The sequence below is a fragment of the Azospirillum sp. genome (assembly GCF_050789165.1).
In genome coordinates this window covers 1-22,331 of the sequence record NZ_JBOZRT010000063.1, presented here as the reverse complement: position 1 = coordinate 22,331, position 22,331 = coordinate 1, and the positions used below count along the sequence as shown (strand labels likewise).

Here is a 22,331-nt window from a genome sequence, read left to right as displayed (position 1 = left end):
CCACACCAGCTTCCTTGGACGCGTTCTCGAATGTCGATGCCTCCGTAGACGAGGTGCTGACGGAACTGGCGGCCAAGGGGCAGGCGCAGCTGTCAATCACCACCGCGCTCTTGGATGGCACGGCGCCTTCCTGTCCGAACGCCCTATTCCCGTACGCCAGCTTCACGAAAACGTTTTCATCGTGTCACGATGCGGCAACTTGGCACATGGATGATCTCCCGCATCACACGATGGGAGGCAGGGCCGTATGGGGAGGGGAGCGACGATCCGGGACGTGGCGGCGCGCGCCGGCGTGTCCATCGCCACGGTCTCGCGTGTCCTGAACGGCGGCACGCCCACCACGCCGGAGACCTCCGCGCGCGTCCGCGCCGCCATCGCCGAGCTGGGGTTCCGCCCCAACCGCGTCGGCCGCAGCCTGAAGGAGGCGCGCACGCGCACCATCGGCGTGCTGGTCCCCTCCCTGCGCAATCCGGTCTTCGCCGACAGCGTCGCCGGCATCCAGGACGCCGCGGCGGCGGCCGGCTATTCCGTGCTGATCGCCTGCTCCGACTACGATCCGGACCGTGAGCGCCGGGCCGTCGACACGCTGTTGTCGCATCAGGTGGACGGCCTAGTGCTGACCGTCGCCGAGGCGGAGTCCAGCGCGGTGCTGGCGGCGCTGGCGGCGGCCAGCATCCCCTACGTGCTCGCCTACAACCAGCCGCGGGACGCCGCCCACGCTTTCGTGTCGGTGGACAACGTCGCCGCCGCACGCGCCATGGTGGAGCGCATGCTGGCGCTGGGACACCGGCGCATCGCCATGGTGGCCGGGCGGTTCCGGCAGTCCGACCGCTCCCGCCTGCGGCGTGACGGGTTCCTGGCCGCGCTCGCCGCCGCGGGGCTGGCGCCCGGCCCGGTGGTCGAGGTGGATTTCGCCGACCGGCGGCTGGACCAGCACCTCGCCCCCGTGCTGGCCGGGCCGGACCGCCCCACCGCACTGTTCGCCTCCAACGACCTGCTGGCACTGGCGACGATCCGCGCGCTGCGTGACCTCGGCCTGCGGGTGCCCGACGACGCCTCGGTCACCGGCTTCGACGGGATCGAGATGGGCGCGCTCGCCTGCCCCAGCCTCGCCACGCTGGTCCAGCCGGCCCACGCCATGGGCGAACGCGCCTTTTCCCGCCTGTCCGCCGCGCTGGCGGGCGAACGGCCGGCGTCGGCGCTGCTGCTTCCCTTCACCATCCGCCCGGGGGAGTCCCTGGGTCCCGCGCCGACAGAAGCGCACCTGCAGAGAGGATAGACCACCATGCTGAACGCGTTCCTCCTTGGCGCCGCGGCCCTGGTCGCCGCGGCCGCGGCCACTCCGGCGGCGGCGCAGCAGAGCGCCATCTGCTACAACTGCCCGCCGGAATGGGCGGACTGGGCCTCGCAGCTGAAGGCCATCAAGGACGACCTCGGCATCGCCGTGCCGTTCGACAACAAGAACTCCGGCCAAGCTCTGTCGGCGCTGATCGCCGAGAAGGACAGGCCGGTGGCCGACGTCGCCTATTTCGGCGGCCCGGTCGGCATCCAGGCCAAGGCGGCGGGCGTCGTCGCCTCCTACAAGCCGGCGAAGTGGGACGAGATCCCGGCCGGCGAGAAGGACTCCGACGGCAGCTGGTTCGCCATCCACTCCGGCACGCTGGGGCTGTTCGTGAACAAGGACGCGCTGGGCGGCAAGCCGGTGCCGCGCTCCTGGGCCGACCTGAAGAAGCCGGACTACGCCGGCATGGTCGGCTACCTCGACCCGACCAGCGCCGCCGTTGGCTATGTCGGCGCGGTCGCGGTGAACCTGGCGCTGGGCGGCGATTACAACAGCTTCGACAAGGCCATCGGCTGGTTCAAGGACCTGCAGAAGAACCAGCCCATCGTGCCGAAGCAGACCTCCTACGCCCGCGTGCTGTCCGGCGAGATCCCGATCCTCATCGACTACGACTTCAACGCCTACCGCGCCAAGTACACCGACAAGGCGCCGGTGGAGTTCGTCATCCCAGCCGAGGGCTCGGTCTCCGTACCCTACGTCATGAGCCTGGTGAAGAATGGCCCGAACCCGGAGAACGGCAAGAAGATCCTCGACTACGTGCTGTCCGACAAGGGGCAGGCGCTGTGGGGCAACGCCTTCATGCGCCCGGTGCGCGCCGCCGCCCTGTCGCCGGAGATGGCCGCGAAGTTCCTGCCGGCCGCCGACTACGCCCGCGTGAAGCCGGTGGACCTCGCCAAGATGGCCGCGGCGCAGAAGGGCTTCACCGACCGCTATCAGGCGGAGGTGCGGTGACATGACGCTGCCCCCTCCCCGGCCCTCCCCCGCTCTCGCGGTGGAGGGAGTAAGATCCCCTCCACCGCTTCGCGGGGGAGGGTTAGGGTGGGGGCAAGCGTTCCTGCGCCGAGACCCCATCCTCCTGACGGCGCTCATGGCCCCGGCCGCGGTGGTGTTCGGCGCCTTCTTCCTGCTGCCGATGGTCCGGCTGTTGCTGATCGGCGGGTCGGGCGCGGAGGGCTGGGGCGCCTACGCCTCCATCGTCACCAACCCGCGTCATCTCGAAAGCCTCGTCTCGACCGTCCTGCTGTCGGCCGGGGTGACGCTGGTGACGCTGGCGGTCTCGACGGTGGCCGGGCTGTTCCTGGTGCGCAACCGCTTCCCCGGGCGCAGCGTGCTGATCGCCATGCTGACCTTCCCGCTGGCCTTCCCCGGCGTGGTGATCGGCTTCATGGTCATCATGCTGGCCGGACGGCAGGGGCTGATCGGCGACCTGACCTTCCGGCTCACCGGCTCCAAGCTGGTGTTCGCCTATTCCATGGCCGGGCTGTTCCTCGGCTACGTCTACTTCTCGATCCCGCGGGTGATCCTCACCGTCATGGCTTCTGCCGAGAAGCTCGACCCGCGGCTGGAGGAGGCGGCTCGCTCGCTCGGCGCCCGGCCCTGGCAGGTGGTCGGGCACGTCATCCTCCCGGCGCTCAAACCCGCCTTCCTGTCGGCCGGCGCCATCTGCTTCGCCACGGCGATGGGCGCCTTCGGCACCGCCTTCACGCTGGCCACCCGCATCGACGTGCTGCCCATGACCATCTACACGGAGTTCACGCTGGCGGCGAACATCGCCACGGCGGCGGCGCTCAGCTTCGTGCTGGGCGCCGTGACTTGGGCGGCGCTGGCGGTGGCGCGCAGCTTCGCCGGCACCTCCGTCGCGGCGGCGGGGTGAGCCATGGCGAAAAGGCGAACCGCGTCCTTCTGGACTCAGCTGGTCTTCACGCTGCTGGTCTGCGCGCTGCTGGTGGTGCCGGTGGTGCTGTCCATGCTGGCCGGCGTGACCGTGAACTACTTCGTCGGCATCAAGAGCGGGCTGACGCTCAAGTGGGTGGAGGAGGTCTGGCGGCTCTACGCCGAGACCATCTGGCTGTCCATGCAGATCGCCTTCGCCTGCCTCGCCTGCACGCTGGTGCTGGGCGTGCCGGCGGCCTACGTGCTGGCGCGCAGGAAGGGGGCGGTGGCCCGCGCCATCGAGGAGCTGCTGGTGATGCCGGTCGCCGTGCCGGGCCTCGCCACGTCGCTGGCGCTGATCGTCACCTACGGCGGGTTCGGCGACTTCCGGCGCAGCTGGCTCTTCATCCTCGTCGGGCACGTGCTGTTCACCCTGCCCTTCATGGTGCGCTCGGTGCTGGCCGTGCTGCACTCCATCGACTTCGCGACGCTGGAGGAGGGCGCGGCCAGCCTGGGCGCCGGCTTTGCGCAGCGCTTCTTCCACGTGGTGCTGCCGAACTGCCTGTCGGGCATCCTCGCCGGCTCGCTGATGGTGCTGACGCTGTCCATGGGCGAGTTCAACCTGACCTGGCTGCTGCATACGCCGCTGACCAAGACGCTGCCGGTGGGGCTGGCCGACAGCTACGCCTCCATGCGCATCGAGATCGGCAGCGCCTACACGCTGGTGTTCTTCCTGATGATCATCCCCAGCCTGATCGTCCTTCAGATCCTCGCCAACCGGGGGCGCGCATGAGCGACCGTTTCCATCTCGACGCCGTCCCCATCCGCCTGACGGGCTGCGGCAAGACCTACGACGGCGGCGTGTGCGCGCTGGAGCCGCTCGACCTCGCCATTACCGGCGGCGAGACGCTGGTATTCCTCGGGCCGTCCGGCTGCGGCAAGACAACGACGTTGCGCATCATCGCCGGGCTGGAGAGCCCCGACCCCGGCGGGCGCGTCTATTTCGGCGAGGACGACGTGACCGCCCTGCCCATCGAGCGGCGCAACGTCGGCATGGTGTTCCAGAGCTACGCCCTGTTCCCCAACATGACCGTCATCGACAACGTCGCCTACGGCCTGCGCGTGCGCGGCGTGGCGCGGGCAGAGCGGCTGCGCCGGGCAGAAGAGATGCTGGTGATGATGCACATCGCCGATCTGGCCGGGCGGCGCATCGACCAGCTCTCCGGCGGGCAGCGGCAGCGCGTGGCGTTGGCGCGGGCGCTGGTGGTGCGGCCGCGCGTGCTGCTGTTGGACGAGCCGCTGACCGCGCTGGATGCCAAGCTGCGCGACACCCTGCGCCTGGAGATCGACCGGCTGCTGCGCACGTTGGGCATCACCGCGGTCTACGTGACGCACGACCAAGCCGAGGCCATGGCGCTCGGCGACCGCATCGTCGTCATGTCCAAGGGACGCGTCGCCCAGGTCGGCACCCCGCGCGAGATCTATCACCGTCCGGCCGATGCCTTCGTCGCCGAGTTCATCGGCACCATGAACCGCCTGCCGGCCGAGGCGCGCGGCGGCACGCTGACCATTGGGCGCGGTCTGTTGCCCTGGCGCGGCCCGGAAGGGCGCATCGAGGTGCTGGTGCGGCCGGAGGACGTCATCGTCGGGGCCGGGGACGGGCATTTGGACGCGCGGGTCGCGGCGGCGGTCTTCCTCGGCGACCGCACGCGCGTGCTGGCCGAGACCGCCGACGGCCTGACGCTGACCGTGGATGCCCCCGGGCGCAGCGATCTCACGCGCGGCGCGGCGGTGTCACTGTCCTTCGATCCAGCCCGCCTTCTCACCCTGCCGGAGTGACCGCCATGCTGATCGCCCAACTCACCGACCCGCACATCAAGCCGCGCGGCCGCCTGGCCTACCGCCGGGTGGACACCGCCGAGGCGCTGGCGCGCGCCGTCGAGGCTGTCAACGCGTTGATCACGCCACCCGACGTGGTGCTGCTGACCGGCGACCTGGTGGACGCCGGCAGGCCCGAGGAGTACGCCCTGCTGCGCGAGATCCTGCAGCCGCTGCGGGCGCCGCTGTTGCCGGTGCCGGGCAACCACGACGAGCGCGCCGCCATGGCGGCGGCCTTCGCTGATATGCCCCGCCTGCCGCGGAACGGCTTCGTGCAGTACGCGGTGGAGGAGTGGCCGGTGCGGCTGATCGGCCTCGATTCCGTGCTGCCGGGCCAGGGTGGCGGCGAGTTGTGCGCAGAGCGCCTCGACTGGCTCGACCGCCGCCTGTCCGAGCAGCCCGAGCGCCCGACGGTGCTGTTCCTGCACCACCCGCCCTTCCGCACCGGCATCGGCCACATGGACGCGCAGGGCTTCCTGAACGCCGACGGCTTCGCCGCCGTGGTGCGTCGCCACCCGCAGGTGGAGCGCGTGCTGTGCGGCCACATGCACCGGCCGATCCAGGTGCGCTGGGCCGGCACGGTCGCCTCCACGGCGCCCGGCACCAGCCATCAGGTGGCGCTCGACCTGCGCGACGCGGCGCCGTCGGCCTTCGTGCTGGAGCCGCCGGGCTACCAGCTGCACCTCTGGCAGCCGGACACCGGGCTGGTCAGCCACACCGCCTTCATCGGCGACTGGCCGGGCCCCTACCCGTTCTTCGATGGCGGCCGGCTGATCGACTGAACGCTCACGTGTTGCGGACAACCGCGAGCGGGCCGAACGCCTGGGTGACCGGCATGAGTTCGATCGTGTTGACGTTCATGCGCGGTGGCAGCGTAGCGACCCAGAAGACTGTCTCGGCGATGTCCTCCGGCGTCAGCGCGTCGGCCCCCTCGTAGAGCTTTCCCGCACGGTCGGTGTCGCCCCGGAAGCGCACGGCCGAGAACTCGGTGCCGCCGACGAGCCCCGGCTCCACGTCCGTGACCCGCACCTTGGTGCCGAGGAGATCCGCGCGCAGGTTCAGCGAGAACTGGCGCACGAAGGCCTTCGTCGCGCCGTAGACGTTCCCGCCCGGATAGGGATAGAGCGCGGCCGTCGAGCCGAGGTTCACGACGTGCCCCCGGTTGCGCTCGACCATGCCCGGCAGCACCGCGTGGGTGACGTACATCAGGCCCTTGACGTTGGTGTCCACCATCGCCTCCCAGGCGTCGAGGTCGGCGGCCTGGGCAGGTTCGAGGCCGATGGCGAGCCCGGCGTTGTTGACCAGGAGGTCGACGGCGGCGAACCCGTCCGGCAAGGCCTTGACCGCCCGCTCCACCGCGCCGCGGTCACGCACGTCGAGCACGAGCGGGTGGACGCTGTCCGGCCCGAATTCCGCCACCAGGCCGTCGAGCCGTTCCGCCCGGCGACCGGCCGCCACCACACGATGGCCGGCCTGCACGAAGCGCCGGGTGATCGCCGCACCGAAGCCGGCGGTTGCACCTGTTACGAGCACGATCATCCTTTATCCTCCCGGGGCGCGTTCGAAGGCCTTGATTCGACGGAGGCCGATGGAACGGCCGCCGGGAGACAGAATCTCCCGGATGCTGAACCGGTGCAAGCAACTCTGCACCGACACGGCGGTTGCGTTGCCGCGGGCCGGCGGTCGGGAACGGCGTGCTTGACGGCGTTGGTGACCACCCCGTCCCGCCAAGCGGACCGATCGCCTCCATGCGTGCATATTTCGCCGGGTCGGGCCCGCCGTTGCTTATGACTTGACCGCCGGCCTTACGAGGCTGAACCGTTCGGCGCGGTCGAGCAGCGCCTTGACCGAGGACGCCGACCGGCTCGTGCCGCCGCGCGTGGTGCGGATGCGCATCTCTTCCAGGCGCGCGGCGATGGCGCGCAGGCCGAGATCGGGATCGGCGCCCTTGATGCCGGCGATCACCAACAGGATGTCGTCCTTCGGCGGCTTGCGCGGTGCCGGCGCGATCAACGCCCGATCGGCCAAGCCCTCCGCCACCAAGCGGTCCGCCGTCCACGCCCGGTCGGGGGAGCCGAGGCGACCCAGAGCCCTGGCCACCTTGCTCCAGGAATTGGCCGGGCGCAGCGCCCGGACCTTCGGCATCCAGGCCTCCATGGTGGACAGCAGCTCCGCCAGATACTGCCGGTCGCGAATCTCCGCCAGCTGCCGGATGGCGTCGGGATCGCGTGCGCGCAGGCGCGGGTTGCCCCCCACCCTGCCCCGCGCTTTGGCCGCCCGCAGCCCGGCCTTGGTTCGGTGTTGCCGCCTGACGACGCGGACGACGCGGCTCTCCGCGCCTACCGGCAAGCTTTGCAACGGAACCCGAAATCCGACAGAACATCACGAGCCACGCCGACAAACACTATCGATGAGACGCGCGAAAGCGAGCATGCCGGGATCATCCATGCCGATGCTCTTGTCAGCATACATGCGGGCACGTCCCATGCGGCAAGGCTCGTTCCGGAAGCGGACAAGTGCCGCATCACAGGCTGCGATTGCTCTTGCGCGGACCGCATCCTGATCCCCGGCGCCGGCCAGGGCCGTGGAAACCGCATCGAGCGCATCCACTACGGTCTTGTCCCCAAGCTTCGCGCCGCCTCGCGCCATGACGGCATCGCGCGCCTGTTCGAGAAGAGGGGCCAATTCGCTCCAGGGGATTTCGGTCCGTCCCTTCGTCCTCTTCGACATCGTCAGGAGCCCGGTCGCCAGCAGGGTGCCGAGGCTCGATCCCGTGGCGGCGGCCGCGGCCCTGGCAAGGATGCCCAGGCTCGCCCCGACATCGTCGGTCCCATCCATCTGCTGCTCGGCCATGAAGTCCAGCACCCGGCGCAGCATGCCGCCGGTGTCCCCATCGCCGAGTCTGGCGTCGGCCACATTGAGTTCCTGTTCAAGGGTTGCCATGCGCGCGCGTGCGAGGGCGACACCGGCGGCGATGCGCGTGACGGTCAGGCCCATGGTCAACCAACCCTCCAGAAGGGGCAGGACGCCGGAGCGGCAAGAAGCCGTTCCAGTTCATCGTCGAGGAAGCAAAGGCTGAGCGAAACGCCGGCCATCTCCATTGAGGTCACGTAAGGCCCGACCAGGGGGCGGACGATCGCCAGCCCGGCCTTGTCCAGCCGTTCCGCGATGCGCCGGTACAGGATGAATAGCTCTTCCAGGGGGGTGGCGCCGAGGCCGTTGACCAGGACCGACACGCGATTCCCGCTTCCCTCGGGACGTTCCGCCAGCAGGCGCTCGACCATCTCGTCCGCGACGGCATCCGCCGGCTTGAGCGTGTCGCGCCAGATGCCGGGCTCGCCGTGGATGCCGATGCCCATTTCCATTTCGCCTTGGGCGATGCTGAACGACGGCTCCGCCGCACCGGGGATCTGGCAGGGCGAGAGGGCGCAGCCGATGGTCCGCGTCCGCTCCACGGCCTTCGCCGCCGCCGCGGTCACCTCGGCCAGCGAGGCGCCCTCGTCGGCCCGGGCGCCGGCGATCTTGTAGGCGTACACGATACCGGCGACGCCGCGCCTCTTGTTGCGTTCTTCGGGGGCGGCGCTGGCGATATCGTCGGTGCCGAGCACCGTGCTCAGGTCCAGACCTTCGTCCTCCAGGAATTCCCCCGCCATGTCGAAGTTCATGCGGTCGCCACCATAGTTCCCGTACAGGCGCAGGACGCCGCGCCCGCCGGACGCCGCCTTGATCGCGGCGATGCAGGAATCCACGGTGGGGCCTTCGAAGACGTTGCCGATCGAGCAGGCGTCGACGAGACCCGGACCGACATAGCCGGTGAACAGGGGCAGGTGTCCGGATCCGCCGCCGGTCACGATGCCGACCTTGCCCGCCCGGGCGCCGTCGGTGCGGCGGATCACCCGCCCCGCCGGTCCATCCCGCGTGAGGGACGGATGGGCTGCGCACAGTCCGTCGAGCATCTCGTCCACATAGTGCGCAGGATCGTTGATCAGCTTCTTCACGATGGATTCCTCCCGTTGCGCCGCTTCCGCGCGCCATGGCAGCCCTCCGCCCGCAGCGCTCCGGCGCTGCGGTCACTGGAAGGGATTGTTGGTCGGATGCAGGCTTGTACGGCTTGGGGCCCGGACGCAGGCGCCCGGTCCTGTCCGCTACGTAATGGGTGTGTTGGGCGCAGGCGCCGCGGCGTCGTCACCGTTGCTGTAGCCCAGTTGGAGCGAAATCGACTCCGCGTGGCTCATGACGACAGGGGCGAGGCTCTGCACGCGTTCGTACGTCATGCGCGTGGCGGGGCCGCTCACGCTCACCGCGGCGAAGACATGCCCGCTGGTGTTGCGGATCGGGGCGGCGACGCAGCGCACGCCGATGTCGATCTCGCCGTCGTCGATGGCGTATCCGCGCTTGCGGATCAACGCCAGGTCCTCCCTCAGCCGGTCGGGGTCGGTGAGGGTGTTGCGCGTGTAGGCCGGAAGACCCAGCCCGAGGACGCGGTCAATGACGATGTCGGACTGGAACGCCAGGGTCGCCTTGCCGACGCCGGTGCAATGGCAGGGCGACGCCTCCATCGTGGTGGTCGCGTTGTTCTGCCCGGACCGGCCCCCGGCGCCACGCTCGATGAAGACCATCTTCATGCCGTCGAAGACGCACAGGTGGACGGTCTCCCGCGACAGGGTGCTGAGCGCATCCACGTAAGGCTTCGCCACACGGTGCACGTCCATGTTGGCCAGAACGATCGATCCCAGTTCGAAGAGCTTGATGCCGAGCCGGTACTCGTCGCGGCTGTGATCCTGTTCCAGAAACCCGATTTCTTTGAGCGTCAGGATGAGGCGGTGCGCCGTGCTGCGCGGAAGCTTGGTCCGGCGCGCCACATCGGCAAGCGACAGCCTGCGGTCGACGGTGGAAAAACATTCAAGGACGCTGAGCATCTTGCCAGCCGACTTGATGTTGTTCGTCTTCAAGAATGCCTGTTCCTTCTGCTCACCTGCTGGACAGGCGTACCGGGCATGGTCGTGGAGCCCGGTTCCGCCTGCTTCAGGCGCAGGGCGAAGCAAAGATCGGCCAACCGGCCCTCCGGGGTCAAGTCGTGTCGACGCGCTCATCGTCCCTCCCAGGGCATGCCACCCTCGGAAGCGTGCTCCCGAGGGTGGCCGGCGTTCCGTGGCTCCGCTGGCGCCGCTATTCCGCCGCGGCCTTCGCCGGCGCGGCCTCGTAACGAAGCACCTCGCGCAACGCGGCATCGATGCGCGCCTTCTGCGCCTCGGTGGCGGCGGGCATCGGCTGGCGCGGAACGCCGACCTCGCACCCTTGGCGGCTGAGTGAATACTTGACGCACCCCGGCAGGTTGTCGCCGTTGATCGTGTTCCAGAAGGCCAGCAGGCTCCGGTGGATTTCCAGCGCGCGCGGATGGTCGCCCGCCTGCACCGCATTCCACAGCGCGACGGTCACGCCGGGCACGGCGGCCGGGTTCGCCGCGATGGTGCCGTGGGCTCCCAGCGCGAAGGACGGGTAGAGAAGCGCGTCGACCGCCGTGAAGACGAGCTTGCCCGGCACCTGCTCGTTCAGCAGATCGGCCATCAGCTTGAGGTCGCCCGCGCTCTGCTTGACGCCGATGATGCTGTCGATCTCCTTCATGATGCGGACCAGGAGCGACGGCGACAGGTAGTTCCAGGGCACCACGTTGTAGATGATGATCGGCACCTGCGTCTCGCCCGCGAGCGTGCGGAAATGCGCCAGCGTCGCGTCCTCGTCGGGTTTGAAGACGTAGTGGACGGGCGTCACCTGCAGGGCCGCCACCGGCAGGTGCGCCAGGGCCCTGGCCTTGGCGATGGCGTCGCGGGTGCTGTTGACGATGATGCCCGCCACGACGGGAACGGCGCCGTCGACTTCCTCGCAGGAAATGGCGACGAGACGCGTCAGTTCCTCGGTCGAGAGGGTGTGCCCCTCGCCGGTGCTTCCTCCGACGCAGACGCCGTGGACGCCCTTTTGCAGCATGAACCGCACCTGGGCGCGGAACGCCGCCTCATCGATCTCCCCGTCGGCCGTGAACGGTGTGACCAGGGGGGGGATGATGCCGCTCAGCGATGATGACATTTGGACGTATTCCTCCTTGGATGTCCCACAATGCGGTATTTACATTCAACACCTTCACCCTGTCAACGCGCAATAAGCCCTTTATAATTGGATATGACAGGCTGTTCGCTTGACGCATATCCCGTATCGTGGGATACAGCGGGAAAGGCAGGGCACCGAACCGCCCTGCGGCATGTCTTGGAGGAAACGCTTATGATGGGATTGCCCACAGGCAGGCCCGGCCGAGGAGCGGCGGCCACCATTGCCGTGCTGGCGTGTCTTGCGGGGGCCGCCCCGGCTCTTGCCAAATGGCCCGAGCGGCCGGTGACGCTGATCGTCATCGCCGGGGCCGGGGGCGGCAGCGACTACACGATGCGCCTGCTCGCCCGGGAACTCGAAGCCAAGTTCGGCCAGCCCTTCAATGTCGTGAACCAGCCTCAGGCATCGGGCGTCGTCGGGATGACCGCCTACACGACGGCCAAACCCGACGGCTACACGCTTGGCCAGATCGCCCCGTTCGCGCAGTACAAGCTGCTGGGACAGGCCGATTTCACGTCGGCGAGCTACACCCCGATCGCCCAGTTCAACGCCGACCCCGCGGCGGTGCACGTTGCGCAGAACTCCCCGCTGAAGAGTGTGGCGGACATCGTTGCCAAGCTGAAGGCGGATCCCGGCTCGCTCCGCATCTCGTGCGGCGGCACGTGCAATGCCAGTTGGGACATCCCCTTCATTTCCCTGCTTCTCGACCAGGGCGTCGATGCCAAAAGGCTCAACCTGATTCCCGCCGCCGGATCGGCGGCCGGACTGCAGGAGCTGGCATCCGGCGGCGTCGATGTCGTCCTATGCTCGCTTCCCGAGGTTGACGCGTTGCGCGACGCAGGCCGGGTCCGCAGCATTGCGGTGATGAGTGAGAAGCGCATCAAGGGCTACCCGGACGTCGCCACCGTCGGCAAACAGGTCGGGAAGCCGTACAGCGGCGGCACTTGGCGCGGTCTGGCCGGCCCCCCCGGCATGGACCCCGCGCTCGCGGCGCAGATCGAGTCCGCCGTGAAGGACGCGTTCGAGAGCGACCGCTTTCAGCGCGAGATGAAGGCGCGGCGGTTCGGGGCGGTCTGGCTTGGACGGGCCGAGTTGACGGCCTTTATGAAGGAGCACGAGCAGGAGACCGCACGCGCGATCGGCGCTGTTGGCTACGGCAAATAGATATCGACACAGAAATCGATCCGATGGCGTGGGCGCATCGGATGGCAGTGGGAGGAAAAATTCATGCGTATCAGCGTTCTTGCATCCGTTCTGATGGCTTTCACCGGGCTGGCCGGCGCAGCGCAGGCCGAATACCCCGAGCGCCCTGTCACGATCATCGTTCCGGCAGCGGCCGGCGGTGGCGGTGATACGACGACCCGCATCCTGGCGCGGGAACTGAAAGAGATCCTTGGGCAGCCGATCACCATCATCAACCAGGGCCAGGGCGGCGGCGTGGTCGGCCTGACGGCGATCAAGAACGCCGCGCCCGATGGCTACACCGTCGGGCTTCTCTTCCCGTATGCGGGGTACAAGGCAACGGGGCAGGCCGACTTCTCGGCCAAGGACTTCACGCCGATCGCCAACTTCAACGGTGATTCCTCTTCCCTCCTGGTCGCTTCCGGGTCCCGCTTCAACGACCTGAAGACGGCCCTGGAGGCGATCAAAGCCTCCCCGGGATCCTTCAAGGTCCACTGCAGCGGCGGCTGCGGCAGCGTGTGGGACATCCCGGTGGCCGGCATGATGCTCGACTATGGGATCGACGTCGCTGCGGTGAAATGGGTGCCCGGCCAGGGCGCTGCACCCGGCCTTATCGAACTCGCGGCGGGCGGCGTGGATTTCCAGACGGCCTCCCTCCCCGAGGCGTCCGCCCTGATGTCGGCCGGCCGCGTGCGTCCCCTGGCCGTTCTGAGTCCCGAGCCGGTGCCTGGATTCCCCAACGTGCCCACGACCACGCAGACCATCGGCGTCGCCGTCGACGGCGGAACGTGGCGGGCTCTCGGCGGTCCGGCCGGGTTGCCGCGCGATGTGGTCGCGAAGCTGGACGCGGCGGTCGCCAAGGCGACGGCGAGCACCGCGTACAAGGAGGCCATGGCGAAGGCGAACTTCGGGGTCAAGTACCTGAACAGCAAGCAGCTTGAGGAGGTGATGCTCCGGCACGAGAAGGACACCGCCCGCGTCATGGACGCCCTCGGTTACGGGAAGTGAGGGGGGAGGTCGGGCACGCCATGCATTCCTTCTGACGGTGGGGGCTATCCGCTATGAAAGTTCAAGACGTCCTCGTCGGCCTGTTCTTCATCGTGATCGGCATCCTGATGATCGAGCACGCGGCCGACCTGAAGCCGCCGCGCCACCTCAAGTTCGGCCCTGGATTCTTCCCACTGCTCATCGGCTCGGGGCTGGTCGTCGTCGGAGGGGTGATTGCGCTGCTGGGCCTCCGCACCTTGCGCGCCGAGCCCCTCTGGCACCGGCCGGAGTGGTCGCGGACCAGACAGGGCTGGGTGCGGTTCTGGTCCATCCCCGCCGCGGTTGCCCTCTACGTGCTCATCGTCGACGTGGCTGGCTTCCTGCTCACCGCCGTCCTGGTGATGGTCCTCGTGCTGGCCGTATCCGGTGTGCCCTTGCGCCGCAGCGTGCCGGCGGGAGCCGTCACCGCGGTCGTGCTGACGGCGATCTTCGCCTCCGTGCTCCACGTACCCCTGCCGTGGGGACCGCTTCAGACCATTTCGGGGTGGCTGCTATGGTGATCCTAACGGACGTTCTCGGCGTCCTGCTCGACGTCCACCTGCTGCTGGTGATCGTCGCTTCCGCCATCTACGGGCTGGTGCTGGGGGCGATCCCCGGCCTGACCGCACTGATGGCCACGGCCCTGCTGGTGCCGGTCGTGATGTTCATGGAACCCGTGCCGGCGATCGCGGCCATCATCACGTCCTCCGCCATGGCCATCTTCGCCGGCGACATCCCGGGCGCGCTCATGCGCATGCCGGGCACGCCGGCGTCGGCGGCCTACACCGACGACGCGTACAGCCTGACGCGCGAAGGCAAGGCCGGGCTGTCCCTCGGAGCCGGCCTGTTCTCCTCGGTTTTGGGGGGCTTGCTGAGCGCCCTGGTTCTGACCCTGGCAGCTCCGAACCTGGCTGAACTGGCGCTCCAGTTCAGCAGCGTGGAGTACTTCTGGCTCGCGGTCCTGGGCCTCAGCTGCGCGACCTTCGTCGGCGGCTCGTCGCTTCTCAAAGGGGTCGCATCCCTGCTGTTCGGGCTGGGGCTGTCGACCATCGGCATGGATCCCGTCTCAGGGACTCCCCGCTTCACCTTCGGCGTCACCAATCTGCTCGGCGGCCTCGGCCTGATTCCGCTGCTCATCGGCGTGTTCGCGATCTCCGAGCTGCTGCGCACCGTGACGCTTCCGGCAACCGGCAAACGGCAGGTGCAGCCGGCGGTCGGCTCGATCAGCGCCGGCATGGGCCGCCTGATGTGGCATCACCGCCTCGAAGTCCTGCGTGGAAGCACGCTGGGAACGCTCGTCGGCGCTCTGCCGGGCGCTGGCGCGGACATCGCCGCATGGATCGCCTATGCGGTCACCCGCCGGTCGCAAAAGGGCAAGGACCCGAACGCCCTTGAGCAGAAAGTCGAACGCCTTATCTCCGCCGGCGCAGCGAACAACGCCAGCCTGGGGGGAGCCTATATCCCGGCGACCGTGTTCGGAATCCCGGGTGACGCGATCACCGCCATCGTGATCAGCGTCATGTTCCTGAAGGGCCTCAACCCCGGCCCGACCATCTTCCTCAACAATCCGACGGCGATCTACTCGATCTTCGCGATCTTCTTTGTCGCGAACCTTCTGATGATTCCCCTCGGCATCCTGTGCATTCGCACCTTTGGCCTGATCCTGAAAGTGCCGACGGCTTATCTCACTCCCATCATCCTGCTCTTCTGCATCGTCGGAGCTTTCTCGGTCGAAAACACACTGTTTGCGGTCGGAATCATCGCCATCATTGGTTTGCTTGGCTATTTCATGGAAGCCAACGACATCCCCATCGCTCCGGCGGTGCTCGGCCTGATTCTCGGGCCTGTGATCGAGCAGACCTTCATGACGTCCATGCTGAAGAGCGGCGGAGACGTGTCCGTGTTCTTCGACCGTCCACTCGCGATCGCTCTCGCGGTGGTGACGCTCGGCTCCTGGGCGCTGGCCGGCGTCTTGAAGCTCGTGGACGCAGCCAAGGCGCGCCCCGTCCTGACGTGACGCGTCGGCCGCTCCTCATCGTGATCACGCGCTGAGGGCTCCCGGGAGCCCTCAGCGATGCAGTTTCAGAAACCCCTGACAGGAAAGTGCCATGACGATTACGGGCGAGATGCTGATCGGCGGCGGCGCCGTGTATGGCAAGGGCATCGCCTTCCGGGCCGTCGATCCGGCCACCGGCCGTGAGATGGAACCGGCGTTCGGCGGCGGCGGCGACGTCGAGGTGGAGCGTGTCTGCGCGCTGGCCTGGGGGGCGTTCGACATCTTTCGTGAAACGGGGCTGGAGACCCGCGCCCGCCTCCTTGAGACCATTGCCCAGCGCATCCTCGACCTGGGTGACGCGCTGGTCGAGCGGGCCGTTGCCGAGAGCGGCCTGCCGCGTCCCCGTATCGAGGGCGAGCGCGGCCGGACCGTCGGCCAATTGCGCCTGTTCGCCCAAGTCGTGCGGGAGGGCGGCTGGCTCGACGCCCATATCGACCGGGCGCAGCCCGAGCGCAAACCTCTGCCCCGGCCCGACCTGCGCCAGCGCCACATCGCGCTGGGGCCTGTGGCGGTGTTCGGTGCCAGCAATTTCCCGCTGGCCTTTTCCGTAGCCGGTGGCGACACCGCATCGGCGCTGGCCGCCGGTTGCCCGGTGGTCGTCAAGGCGCACGCCGCCCATCCCGGCACATCGGAACTGATCGGGCGCGCCATTCAGGCTGCGGTTGCCGAGTGCCGCCTGCCGGAAGGCGTGTTCTCCATGCTGTTCGACTCGGGCCATGCGGTCGGAACCGCGCTGGTTGCCGACTGGCGCATCAAGGCCGTGGGCTTCACCGGCTCGCGCCGGGGCGGCGTTGCGCTGATGAACGTCGCGGCCGCGCGACGTGAGCCCATCCCGGTCTATGCGGAGATGAGCAGCATCAACCCGATATTCCTGCTGCCTGCCGCTTTGGAGACGCGCGCGGAGACGCTTGGCAAGGCGTTCGTGGCCTCGCTGACCATGGGCGCCGGCCAATTCTGCACGAATCCGGGGCTTGTCCTCGCGGTGGACGGCCCCGGCCTGAACCGTTTCCTGGAGGCGGCCTCGGCAGCCTTGCGGGAGAGCGCGGCGGCCACCATGCTGACACCGGGCATCCGCGCCGCCTATGACGATGGCGTGCGCCGGCTGACGACGCACTCGAACGTGCAGACGGTCGCGCGCGGGCAGGCCTGCGCCGGGCCAAACCAATGCCAGGCGGCCTTGTTCACCACTGACGCCGCAGCTTTCCTGTCCGCCCCGGGCTTGCAGGAGGAGGTGTTCGGCTCCGCCTCTCTGGTGGTCCGCTGCTCCGAGGTGGCGACGATGCGTGCGGTGGCCGAGCGTCTGGAGGGCCAGCTCACCGCGACCGTGCACGCGGACGACGCGGACGCCGACGTGGCCCGCCAACTCTTTCCAACACTGGAGCGGAAGGCCGGACGGGTGCTGTTCAACGGTTGGCCGACGGGGGTGGAAGTGTGCCATGCCATCGTCCACGGTGGCCCCTTTCCGGCGACCTCTGACAATCGCACCACCTCCGTGGGTGCACTGGCGATCCGCCGCTTCCTGCGGCCGGTCTGCTATCAGGATATTCCGGTGGCGTTACTGCCCGAGGCGGTTCAGGATGGTAACCCGCTGAACCTGTGGCGCCGCGTCGACGGCAATCTTCAGGGGCCTGATGGGATGGACGCCTCAATCCGGTAAGTGATAGCGGGGCCGGCAGCAGCACCGGTTGCGCGTCGCCGGTGCTGTCCTTACTGACTGTCTGCAAAGTTGGACGCTTTATGATCGAGCGAGGTGCCGGAGGAGGATGCAGCTCATTGCCGTGTGAACCATGGCCACCCTCGTCTCGGGCAGACGCTCATAATCGCGGGCGAGCCGCCGTGAGCAGGACAGCCAAGCAAAGGTTTGCTCGACAACCCAACGCCGTGGGATGACCTGGAAGCCGGTTGGACGCTCCTCCAGGCCATAACGCCATGCCTGGCGCTGGCGGTGGAAGGGCACCTCCACCCGCCAACCCCGCTCGCTTTCCAACCACTTCGCAAAGGGACCAACGTACGCGCCGTCGGCCCCAGACGAGTTCCAGCCGGGGCAACGCCCCCGGCGACGCGTCGATCATCTGCCGGGCGCCGAGCGTGTAATACCGGCGAGCGGAGGCGCTGACTCACTGCTGGGGATTCCCAAGGTGTGTTTCGGCGTGCAACCTTGGCTCTGACGCAGTTTTGGTGATGCTGGGCGGGAGCAAACGTTGGTTTCCTGAAAGGGATCAACGCCATGCCCCAGACACTCCGACCGGCGGCGCTGGTGCCGCGTGGTTTCGTCGTGGAATGGGTCGTCGATGACGCCGCCTGGACGCGGATCACGGTACGGCAAGCAAGCTCGAGCAGCCGGTGCCCGGGATGCAGCAGCCCTTCAAGCCGGGTACACAGCCGCTATTACAGGCACCTTACGGATCTTCCTCTCGCGGGCCACCCGGTCGAACTGGTGCTCCTGGCCCGGCGCTTCCTCTGCGACGCTGTGCTGTGCGGCCGGCGCATCTTCACCGAACGCTTCGCCCCGGAGGTCCTGGCGCCCTGGGCACGGCGGACCACCCGGCTCGATCACATCGTCCATCATCTGGGCCTCGCCCTGGGCGGGCGCCCCGCGGCCCGGCTCGCCCGCCGGCTGATGCTGCCGATCGGCAGCGACACCCTGCTGCGGGTGGTGCGCCGCCACGGCAGTCCACGCGTCGTCCCGCCAACGGTGGTCGGGGTCGATGACTGGGCTTGGCGCCGCAACCAGCGCTACGGCACGATCATCTGCGACCTGGAGCGGCGCAAGACGATCGCCCTACTGCCGGATCGGGAACCGGCCACGTCCCGGGCGTGGCTGTCGGAGCAGCCGCAGATCGCCATCGTCGCCCGGGATCGCGGCGGAGGGTACGCCTTGGCAGCGTCCAATGCTCTTCCTCATGCTGTTCAGGTCGCCGACCGCTGGCACCTGATGGAGAACGCCAGCCGCGCGTTCCTCGACGCGGTGTGCGCGTCCATGCGGCAGATCCGGCACGCGATCGGCGCGGCGACCATTGATCCCGCCCTGCTCACTGCCGCCGAGCGCCTGCAGTACGAGGGCTAGTACTGGGTCAGCGGTGATGTGATGGGGCTCTCCCTGTTGGAAGCGAAAGCACCGACGGGAGGGCGGCCATGAAGAAGCATCGAGTGACGCTGCCGGTGGAGGAGCGCGAGCAGCTTCGCCAGTTGCTGGCGCGCACAAGCTCAAGCACGCGCAGATCCTGCTGAAGGCCGACGAATCCGAGGGCGGTCCGGCGTGGAGCGATGCCCGCATCGTCGAGGCCCTGGATGCCGGGCTGGCAACGGTGGAGCGCCTGCGCCGCCGCTTCATCGAGGAGGGCTTCGAGGCGGCGCTGAGCCCCTACCGCGGCCCGAACCGCGTCTACCGCACCAAGCTCGATGGCGAGCAGCAGGCGCATCTCATCGCCCTGGCCTGTTCCCAGCCACCGGACGGGCGCGGGCGCTGGACGCTGAGCCTGCTGGCCGAGCACATGGTGATGCTCGGGCATGTCGAGACGCTGTCCTCCGAGACGGTGCGCCAGACGCTCAAAAAAACGCGTTGCGCCCGCACTTGAGGAAGATGTGGTGCATCCCGGCCAAGCAGTCGACGGAGTTCGTCTTCCACATGGAGGAGGTGCTGGAGGTGTACCGACGCCCCCACGACGGGGCCCGCCCGGTGGTCTGCCTGGATGAGACTTTCAAGCAGCTGATCGGCGAAACGCGCGAAGCCTTGCCGGCCAAGCCGGGCGCGGTGGAGCGCTATGACCATGTCTACGTCCGCAACGGCGTCGCCAGCCTGTTCCTGGTCTGCGAGCCGCTGGCCGGCTGGCGTCACGTGGCGGTGACCGACCACCGCCGACGCACCGCGTGGGCCGAGGTCGTGCGCGCTCTGCTGGAAGGGCGCTACCGCGACGCCGAGCGGGTCGTGCTGGTGATGGGCCAGCTCAACACGCATTCGCCGGCCAGCCTGTACGAGGCGTTCCCGCCCGCCGAGGCCAAACGGTTGGCTGACCGCTTGGAAGTGCACCACACGCCCAAGCACGGCTCCTGGCTGAACATGGCAGAGATCGGACTGAGCGCCTTGGCCAAGCAATGCCTGGCCCGCCGCATCGCCCGAAAAGCTACCCTTGAGCACCATGTCCGATGCTGGGAGGATACCCGAAACGCCGCCAGCACGCACATCGACTGGCAGTTCACCACCGACGACGCTCGGATCAAGCTGCGCAGCCTTTACCCTTCAGTTCAGCCCTGAAGGACCACTAGCGAGCGCGGCGACCTGATCGGCGGTGAGGACCGTCAGGGGCATTCCGCAGTCGGCGCAGACCCCCGGCTGGGCCGGCGAGACGATGACCCATACGAGCCTGCACTCGGGACAGCCGTACATGGCCGGGATCAAAACGCCGGCCAACCGACCAGTACGGTTCGCTGTACGAAGGGCCTCGCTTGCCTGTAGAAGCTGATCCAGCATCGCCCCCTCCATCGAAAGGAGATGGATTATTGGGCACCTCGGCCAGCCTACAAGCAAAAGCTCTTTCAGGTGTATGGCGTTGGTCCGGTGCTGCACTCCAGACACGAATTCCCGCCCGACGATGCCGAGCATATGTTCGGGTGGAGGCAGACGCGTTTGACCGCCCCGGTGGGCCGTTCCCCTTTTGCTACACCCTTGCTGGCTGCTGTTAACCCGAAGCGGAACATCGCTCTACTTCGAGCTGCGCGCTCGCATTGCCATAGCGAGCCCTGCCAGGATAAGAGCAACGCCTGCCATGAACTGGATTCCGATCTTGTCTCCGAACATGATGGCGGAGGCGGCAATGCCGAACACCGGCTGGAGATACTGTACGCTTGCCGCAATGGAAGCCGGCACGGCACGCAGGATACGCAGCCACAGGAAGAGGCCCGCTGCCGTCACGACGAGTCCGAGGTAAGCCGCTGACCCCAATGCCTGTCCCGTCAGCTCAAAGGGCGTGTGATAGGCCTCCCAGCTCGCCCACGGCACCAGCGCCACAAAGCCGAAGACCGTGCTCCACGTCGCCACCACCACGGTGCCGTACCGGTTCGTGAGCTCGACGCTCCAGACGTAGTAGAAGGCGACCGTCAGCGCCGATACCAGCATCCAGATCGGCCCGAGGGCGGTTGTTCCGGGAGGTCCTGCCTCGCTCGCGTTTTCCAAGGCCACGACGACGATGCCTGCGAAGGCGGCCGCCACGCCGAGAAGCTGTAAACCCGAGACGGCCTGCTTGAGCCGGATCGTTGCAAACAAAACGATGAAGAGCGGGATGGTCGCGGACAGTATCGTGCCGATCGAGGCGGACGTCCCGGCCACCCCGAATGTCTGAGCAACTTGCCCGACGCCGATACCAAGGACACCAAGAGCGGCGACGGCCGGGAGAGCCTTCCACGGCAGCGGCTTTTTCCCGGTGAGCAGGAGCATCATGAATGGGATCGCGACCGCAAACCGGATCGCCGTCAGCGTCAGGGGCGGCATCGTGATCAGGCCGAGCTTCGTCACCGGGATCGACAACCCCCACATCAACGCGAGGAGCAGCATGGCTCCGAAGGTCACAAGGGTGACAGGGCGTGTGACGATGACCGGAGAACGGGATGCGGGTTCGTTCGTGATCTGGCTCATGGTGCGTCGCAATCCGTCGGAATGCCCTTGATTGCGGCACATCTAAAGTCTCGTCACTCTTGCGGACAAACCATTTGTCGTCACACTATGCGTGAGGAATTTGCACGCATGGGCACGCCATGGCCGATCGACTTCCACCGCTGCAAACGTTGCGCGCCTTCGAGGCGACCGGGCGGAGACTGAGCATGACGCTGGCGGCTGAGGAACTGCACGTTACACACGGTGCGGTGAGTCGCCAGATCAGGGCGCTGGAGGATCATCTCGGCGTCCAGCTCTTCCGTCGATTGACCCGCAGGATCGAGTTCAGCGACGAAGGCTCGGCGTTCTTTGCGGTCGTCACGCGTCTTCTGTCGGAACTCTCCCGCGAGGCGGAGAACATTCGTCGCAGAAACGACACCGCACGGCTCGTCGTCAGTTCCGGCGTCTCGTTTGCGAGCAAGTGGCTGACCCCCCGTCTGCACCGGTTGATGGCCCGCTATCCCGACTACGACGTCCACCTCGAAGTGACCGACGTCGCGATCGATTTTTCGAAGTCGCAGGCGGACGTGGCGATGCGTTACGGGAGTGGGCGCTATCCCCATGCCGATTCGGAGCGGATCATGAACGAGACCGTCAGCCCCGTTTGCTCGCCGGAATACCGCGAGCAGATGGGCGGTCTTCGAACCGCCAAGGACATAGCTTCATCCCGGCTTATTCATGAGAACGGCATGAAGGCCGACTGGAACCGCTGGTTCAGGGTGATGGGCATCCCGGCTCCTGGCGCACGGGGGCCAGGCTACAGTCATGGAAGCATGTCGATCGAGGCTGCGATCCGAGGGGAAGGCGTGGCGCTCGGGCGAAGTGTCCTCGTCTCGGAGGACATAGCCGCAAGTCGTCTTGTCGCGCTCTTCCCCGAGGCTCGACTGGACGTCGAGTACGGATACGACCTCGTCTACCCGATGGGGCATCGAGACCACCCAAAGGTCTGTGCAGTCAGAGCCTGGATCAAAGACGAGGTGCAGCAGTTCAAGGTCACTGTCGAAGTGTAGGATCGGCATGGCCGCTCCTGGTGACCAGCCGACTATCACTGCTCCAGAGTCAACATCCCCTTTGGCCACACTCCTATTGGCGCGACGCGCTTTAGCCCGTTCCACGAGGCTGGCCTGTCCGCTTCTGGCGGATAGTGTTGAAAAAGTCAGGGTTGCCGGCGAGCTGAAGTCCTGATTCAGTCCTCCTAAGCAGAGGAGGACGCAGCGATGATG

General features: G+C 67.7%; 19 protein-coding genes and 3 pseudogenes. 14 read left to right on the top strand and 8 right to left on the bottom strand.

All coding sequences use genetic code 11. The features are described from left to right. The first annotated feature begins 247 nt into the window (after positions 1-247). From ACRWK7_RS15285 to ACRWK7_RS15260, 6 genes are all read left to right on the top strand, one after another. Positions 248-1,279 carry a LacI family DNA-binding transcriptional regulator gene (locus ACRWK7_RS15285; RefSeq protein ID WP_431857119.1) on the top strand — a complete coding sequence of 344 codons (1,032 nt, stop codon included), beginning with the start codon at positions 248-250 and terminating at the stop codon, positions 1,277-1,279. 6 nt (positions 1,280-1,285) lie between these two features. Beyond that, positions 1,286-2,293, top strand: a complete 1,008-nt coding sequence (locus ACRWK7_RS15280) for an ABC transporter substrate-binding protein (RefSeq protein WP_431857118.1) — start codon at positions 1,286-1,288, stop codon at positions 2,291-2,293. 136 nt (positions 2,294-2,429) lie between these two features. Then, on the top strand, positions 2,430-3,215 hold the full coding sequence (locus ACRWK7_RS15275; protein ID WP_431857117.1) for an ABC transporter permease: 786 nt from the start codon (positions 2,430-2,432) through the stop codon (positions 3,213-3,215). A gap of 3 nt (positions 3,216-3,218) precedes the next feature. Beyond that, a complete protein-coding gene (locus tag ACRWK7_RS15270; RefSeq protein ID WP_431857116.1) occupies positions 3,219-4,007 on the top strand; it encodes an ABC transporter permease in 789 nt (262 codons plus the stop codon). Further along, on the top strand, positions 4,004-5,053 hold the full coding sequence (locus tag ACRWK7_RS15265; protein WP_431857115.1) for an ABC transporter ATP-binding protein: 1,050 nt from the start codon (positions 4,004-4,006) through the stop codon (positions 5,051-5,053). The genes ACRWK7_RS15270 and ACRWK7_RS15265 overlap by 4 nt, the downstream gene beginning before the upstream one ends. A 5-nt stretch (positions 5,054-5,058) precedes the next feature. After that, complete coding sequence (locus ACRWK7_RS15260; RefSeq protein WP_431857114.1) at positions 5,059-5,874, top strand: phosphodiesterase; 816 nt, start codon at positions 5,059-5,061, stop codon at positions 5,872-5,874. A 4-nt stretch (positions 5,875-5,878) separates the two neighbouring features. Here the strand turns inward: ACRWK7_RS15260 and ACRWK7_RS15255 are convergent, their stop codons facing one another. The 6 genes from ACRWK7_RS15255 to ACRWK7_RS15230 all read right to left on the bottom strand — a co-directional run bounded on the left by ACRWK7_RS15255 (position 5,879) and on the right by ACRWK7_RS15230 (position 11,176). Further along, complete coding sequence (locus tag ACRWK7_RS15255) at positions 5,879-6,631, bottom strand: SDR family NAD(P)-dependent oxidoreductase (RefSeq protein ID WP_431857113.1); 753 nt, start codon at positions 6,629-6,631, stop codon at positions 5,879-5,881. Positions 6,632-6,877: 246 nt separating this feature from the next. After that, entirely contained in the window at positions 6,878-7,348 is a 471-nt protein-coding gene (locus tag ACRWK7_RS15250; RefSeq protein WP_431857112.1) for a hypothetical protein, read from the bottom strand. A 126-nt stretch (positions 7,349-7,474) separates the two neighbouring features. Beyond that, the gene (locus ACRWK7_RS15245; RefSeq protein WP_431857111.1) at positions 7,475-8,089 is read right to left on the bottom strand and encodes a DAK2 domain-containing protein; all 615 of its coding nucleotides are present in this window, start codon (positions 8,087-8,089) and stop codon (positions 7,475-7,477) included. A gap of 2 nt (positions 8,090-8,091) precedes the next feature. Beyond that, positions 8,092-9,090 carry a dihydroxyacetone kinase subunit DhaK gene (locus tag ACRWK7_RS15240; protein ID WP_431857110.1) on the bottom strand — a complete coding sequence of 333 codons (999 nt, stop codon included), beginning with the start codon at positions 9,088-9,090 and terminating at the stop codon, positions 8,092-8,094. 147 nt (positions 9,091-9,237) lie between these two features. Next, the gene (locus ACRWK7_RS15235; protein WP_431857109.1) at positions 9,238-10,044 is read right to left on the bottom strand and encodes an IclR family transcriptional regulator; all 807 of its coding nucleotides are present in this window, start codon (positions 10,042-10,044) and stop codon (positions 9,238-9,240) included. A gap of 217 nt (positions 10,045-10,261) precedes the next feature. Then, positions 10,262-11,176, bottom strand: coding sequence for a dihydrodipicolinate synthase family protein (locus tag ACRWK7_RS15230; RefSeq protein WP_431857108.1), 915 nt, complete (start codon positions 11,174-11,176; stop codon positions 10,262-10,264). Between the two features lie 192 nt (positions 11,177-11,368). Between ACRWK7_RS15230 and ACRWK7_RS15225 the strand changes: the two genes are divergently transcribed. The 5 genes from ACRWK7_RS15225 (at position 11,369) to ACRWK7_RS15205 (ending at position 17,115) form a co-directional block, all read left to right on the top strand. Beyond that, complete coding sequence (locus ACRWK7_RS15225; protein ID WP_431857107.1) at positions 11,369-12,358, top strand: Bug family tripartite tricarboxylate transporter substrate binding protein; 990 nt, start codon at positions 11,369-11,371, stop codon at positions 12,356-12,358. Between the two features lie 63 nt (positions 12,359-12,421). After that, positions 12,422-13,384, top strand: coding sequence for a tripartite tricarboxylate transporter substrate binding protein (locus tag ACRWK7_RS15220; protein WP_431857106.1), 963 nt, complete (start codon positions 12,422-12,424; stop codon positions 13,382-13,384). 53 nt (positions 13,385-13,437) lie between these two features. Then, on the top strand, positions 13,438-13,923 hold the full coding sequence (locus tag ACRWK7_RS15215) for a tripartite tricarboxylate transporter TctB family protein (protein WP_431857105.1): 486 nt from the start codon (positions 13,438-13,440) through the stop codon (positions 13,921-13,923). After that, positions 13,917-15,419, top strand: a complete 1,503-nt coding sequence (locus ACRWK7_RS15210; RefSeq protein ID WP_431857104.1) for a tripartite tricarboxylate transporter permease — start codon at positions 13,917-13,919, stop codon at positions 15,417-15,419. The genes ACRWK7_RS15215 and ACRWK7_RS15210 overlap by 7 nt, the downstream gene beginning before the upstream one ends. A gap of 91 nt (positions 15,420-15,510) precedes the next feature. After that, the gene (locus tag ACRWK7_RS15205; protein WP_431857103.1) at positions 15,511-17,115 is read left to right on the top strand and encodes an aldehyde dehydrogenase (NADP(+)); all 1,605 of its coding nucleotides are present in this window, start codon (positions 15,511-15,513) and stop codon (positions 17,113-17,115) included. A gap of 78 nt (positions 17,116-17,193) precedes the next feature. Here the strand turns inward: ACRWK7_RS15205 and ACRWK7_RS15200 are convergent. Beyond that, positions 17,194-17,469 (bottom strand): annotated as a pseudogene (locus ACRWK7_RS15200) (transposase); the annotation flags it as partial. Between the two features lie 216 nt (positions 17,470-17,685). On the opposite strand from ACRWK7_RS15200, the pseudogene ACRWK7_RS15195 reads away from it, so the two are divergent. Further along, a pseudogene (locus ACRWK7_RS15195) lies at positions 17,686-18,522 on the top strand (ISL3 family transposase); the annotation flags it as partial. A 71-nt stretch (positions 18,523-18,593) separates the two neighbouring features. Further along, a pseudogene (locus ACRWK7_RS15190) lies at positions 18,594-19,713 on the top strand (IS630 family transposase). Positions 19,714-20,160: 447 nt separating this feature from the next. Here ACRWK7_RS15190 and ACRWK7_RS15185 read toward each other — a convergent pair. After that, positions 20,161-21,090, bottom strand: coding sequence for a DMT family transporter (locus ACRWK7_RS15185; protein WP_431857102.1), 930 nt, complete (start codon positions 21,088-21,090; stop codon positions 20,161-20,163). A gap of 119 nt (positions 21,091-21,209) precedes the next feature. On the opposite strand from ACRWK7_RS15185, the gene gcvA reads away from it, so the two are divergent. Beyond that, positions 21,210-22,118 (top strand): transcriptional regulator GcvA, encoded by a 909-nt coding sequence (gcvA, locus tag ACRWK7_RS15180; protein ID WP_431857101.1) that lies wholly within the window; start codon positions 21,210-21,212, stop codon positions 22,116-22,118. Positions 22,119-22,331: the final 213 nt, after the last annotated feature.